Genomic DNA, 259 nt, shown 5'->3' on the forward strand with positions numbered 1-259 from the left:
GGTTAGTTCTCTGCCATCCATTTCCGGCATATTGTAATCGGTTACTATTAAGTCAAACGCTTGCTCGTTTAGCTGCTCAATTGCTTGTTTGCCATTCTCAGCCTCTACCGGCGCAGGTATTCCCATACCAGCAAGCACCCGAATAATCTGTTTACGAGCAAAGCGACTATCGTCAACCACTAATACGCGCAGCAAAGTAACATCAAAGTGTTCAAGCTCTACTTCTTGTTCGCTAATTATATCTAAGGTAGCTTTAAGC

General features: G+C 43.6%; 1 protein-coding gene. It reads right to left on the reverse strand.

Features of this window, described 5'->3' with window-relative positions; genetic code table 11:
- On the reverse strand, positions 1-259 hold a 259-nt coding region (locus tag AAEY75_RS15955; protein WP_352260142.1), incomplete at both ends, for a response regulator.

This window comes from Psychrobacter sp. TB55-MNA-CIBAN-0194, from assembly GCF_040309505.1.
Classification (GTDB): domain Bacteria; phylum Pseudomonadota; class Gammaproteobacteria; order Pseudomonadales; family Moraxellaceae; genus Psychrobacter; species Psychrobacter fozii.